Genomic DNA, 2567 nt, shown 5'->3' with positions numbered 1-2567 from the left:
TGATCTCGCCCGTGACCGATCCCGCGCTCGGCGGCGCGACGCTGGCTTCGCGCCGCCACGACGATCCGATGATCCGTCGCGGCTGGCTCGAACAGGGGCTGCGCTGGTATCACGGCGCCGGTTCGGTGGCGACCCGCGGCCCGCTCGACACCGACCTGCGCGGCCTGCCGCCGATGCTCGTCCAGGCCGGCGACCAGGAGGTGCTGCTGTCGGATGCGCTGCGGCTGGCCCGTCATGCGCAAGCCTGTGGCGTGCCGTGCCGGCTGGAGGTTCATGCGGCGCGCTGGCATGTGTTTCATCTGCAGGCGTTTTACCTGCGGTCGGCGCGGGATGCGTTGCGGACGCTGGCGGGGTTTGCGGCGGAGCGGGTGGCGGTGACGGCGTGACGATGAAGCAGTCATGCACAGCGATCGGGGCAGCGGTTTGCGGCTTCCCCGATCGGGTGCGCGGCGCATGCACCGTCACCGGGCCGGCTTGCGACGAAGCGACGCCGTCTTGCAAAAACCGGTCGTTTATTTTTTTCTGTCGCATGCGGCCGGCATGATCTCCCGCAGGCCCCGGCGCGCCGCCGGGGTTCCCCCACCCTCGCGGAGACATCATGAAAAGAAGGCACACCCTCAACACGCTGGCACTGCTCTGTTGCGTCGGCATCCAGTGCGCGACGTCGGCATTCGCCGACGAGCCGAAGAAGGTGGCGTTCGTCGACACCGGCAACACCGGGCGCAGCGTGATGGCCGAAGCGATCGCCGGCCAGTTGATCGCGCAGCGCCACGCGCACATCGCGGTGATCTCGCGCGCGGTCGACGAAGATCCGTATGACGAAAAGCCCGAAGAAAACGGCGTGATCCTGATGAAGCGCCGCGGCATCGACACGTCCGCGCACCGTTCGGTGCAGTTGAACGCAAACGACATCAAGCATTCCGACGTGATCCTGACGATGACCGACAAACACAAGGAGAAGGTGCTCGCGCTCTATCCGTCGGCCGCCGGCAAGGTGTTCACGCTCGCCGAATATGCGTCCGGGAAGCACGTCGACGTACCCGACGCGTGGGGCAAGCCGATCGATTTCTACGAATCGGTCACTACGCAGCTCGACACGTACATCCCGGCCGCGCTCGACAAGGTCGCGACGGCCGTGCCGGCGAAGCAGTAATGTCAGGAGGCCTGTCGGCTCGCGAGGCGCGACGCGCCGGCGCCGACAGGTTTGTTTTTTTACGTTCGTCTCCCCGTCCCCCCACCCGCCGCGCGTGCCCGTCACCGGGCCATCGACTTTGGCCATCCGGCCGAATCGTCACCCTGCGCACCGGATGAAAGAATGATCTTCGTCCGGGAAGCCGGCTTCGCTGCCTGAAATCCCGCACTTCGAAGGCACTGCATGCGCAGCAACGTGCATGCGGCGTCGTGTGTCGCCCCGACCAGGCAATGCGTACACGTCCCCCACGCGCACCACCCGGCAGCTCGCACGACCACTCCATTTACCCTTCTTCCTTTTTGTAGCTTATAAGTTACAATGCTATCCAAGTTCGAACTTCTTCGCTACCAGCGCGACGACGGTCGCGAGCCCTTCACCGAATGGTTGAACGCCGTGCGCGACAAGCTTGCGCAGGCCCGGATTCGCGAACGCCTGCGCCGCGTGCAGACAGGCAACTTCGGCGATTGCGAGTCTGTCGGCGAAGGTGTGATCGAACTGCGCGTCCACGTCGGCGCAGGCTACCGCGTGTATTTCGGGCGGTACGGCGGCGCACTGGTGCTGTTGCTTTCAGGTGGCGACAAAAGCAGTCAACCCGACGACATCAGGCGTGCAAAGGAACACTGGTCGAACTGGAAACGGAGGCAAACATGACCAAGCTCAAAGGTGCGGTATCGCACCACGACGCGGAAGTCGCCGAACTCGGCGCCGACCGCGAACTCGCGGTGGCCTATCTGCGCGTCGCGATGGAATCGCTCGACGATCCCGACAACCGCGCGGCCGGCCTGCTCGCGCTGCGTACGGTCGCGGAAGCGTACGGCGGGCTCGGCGCGGTTGCGGCCGAAGCCGGCATCAGCCGCGAATCGCTGTATCGCACGCTCTCCCCCAACGGCAACCCGACGCTGAAAACCCTGCTCGCGGTGCTCAAGACCGTCGGCCTGCGCCTGTCCGTCGTCCCTGCGCAGCCGGCGCACGCATAAGCGGCCACCACCCGCTCACGGCCTCACCATCCACACCAGCAGCATCTCCGCCGGCGCGTTCGTCATCCCCGCCGGCGGATGCTCGATCGTCGGCTCGACCGCGAGCGCCTTCGCGATCGTCGCCGCATCGTCGATCGTCGTCGTGCGCACGATCGTCATCAGCCGTGCCGGCCGGTGCAGCGTCTCGCGATACAACGCGCCGTACCACAGCGGCCGCATGCCGAGCGCGTCCTGCAGCACGTACGGATAACGCCACAGCCGCAGCACGAGGCGGCTTTCCGGCTGGCCCGGATCGACGCGGACGAACACGCGGCGCGTGCTTTCGCCATGCGTATAGCGCGGCAGCACCGGGAGCGCATCGGCCGGCGCCTGCGGCAACAGCCAGCGCAGCGCGGTGA

At 66.5% G+C, this 2567-nt stretch carries 5 protein-coding genes; 4 read left to right on the top strand and 1 reads right to left on the bottom strand.

Features of this window, described 5'->3' with window-relative positions:
- The 4 genes from G3N99_RS38510 to G3N99_RS38495 form a co-directional block, all read left to right on the top strand.
- A partial coding sequence (locus G3N99_RS38510) for an alpha/beta hydrolase fold domain-containing protein (protein WP_206125006.1) occupies positions 1-386 on the top strand: 386 nt, incomplete at its 5' end.
- A gap of 212 nt (positions 387-598) precedes the next feature.
- Positions 599-1153: a protein tyrosine phosphatase gene (locus G3N99_RS38505; protein ID WP_174938362.1), complete on the top strand. Its 555-nt coding sequence runs from the start codon at positions 599-601 to the stop codon at positions 1151-1153.
- A gap of 357 nt (positions 1154-1510) precedes the next feature.
- Positions 1511-1843: a type II toxin-antitoxin system RelE/ParE family toxin gene (locus tag G3N99_RS38500; protein ID WP_039354568.1), complete on the top strand. Its 333-nt coding sequence runs from the start codon at positions 1511-1513 to the stop codon at positions 1841-1843.
- Entirely contained in the window at positions 1840-2169 is a 330-nt protein-coding gene (locus tag G3N99_RS38495) for a transcriptional regulator (protein ID WP_011356110.1), read from the top strand. The genes G3N99_RS38500 and G3N99_RS38495 overlap by 4 nt, the downstream gene beginning before the upstream one ends.
- Before the next feature lie 15 nt (positions 2170-2184).
- Here the strand turns inward: G3N99_RS38495 and G3N99_RS38490 are convergent.
- On the bottom strand, positions 2185-2567 hold a 383-nt coding region (locus G3N99_RS38490; protein ID WP_206125005.1), incomplete at its 5' end, for an LssY C-terminal domain-containing protein.

Origin of the sequence: Burkholderia sp. Ac-20392, from assembly GCF_017104585.1 — a bacterium.
GTDB classification, from domain to species: Bacteria; Pseudomonadota; Gammaproteobacteria; order Burkholderiales; family Burkholderiaceae; genus Burkholderia; species Burkholderia lata.
Note: the sequence above shows the minus strand (reverse complement) of the source record. Positions and strands in the feature narration are given on the sequence as shown.

Excerpts from the sequence above, each read along its gene's own strand:
- G3N99_RS38500 (WP_039354568.1), top strand. The coding sequence starts at position 1,511 with ATGCTATCCAAGTTCGAACTTCTTCGCTACCAGCGCGACGACGGTCGC.
- G3N99_RS38505 (WP_174938362.1), top strand. The coding sequence starts at position 599 with ATGAAAAGAAGGCACACCCTCAACACGCTGGCACTGCTCTGTTGCGTC.
- G3N99_RS38495 (WP_011356110.1), top strand. The coding sequence starts at position 1,840 with ATGACCAAGCTCAAAGGTGCGGTATCGCACCACGACGCGGAAGTCGCC.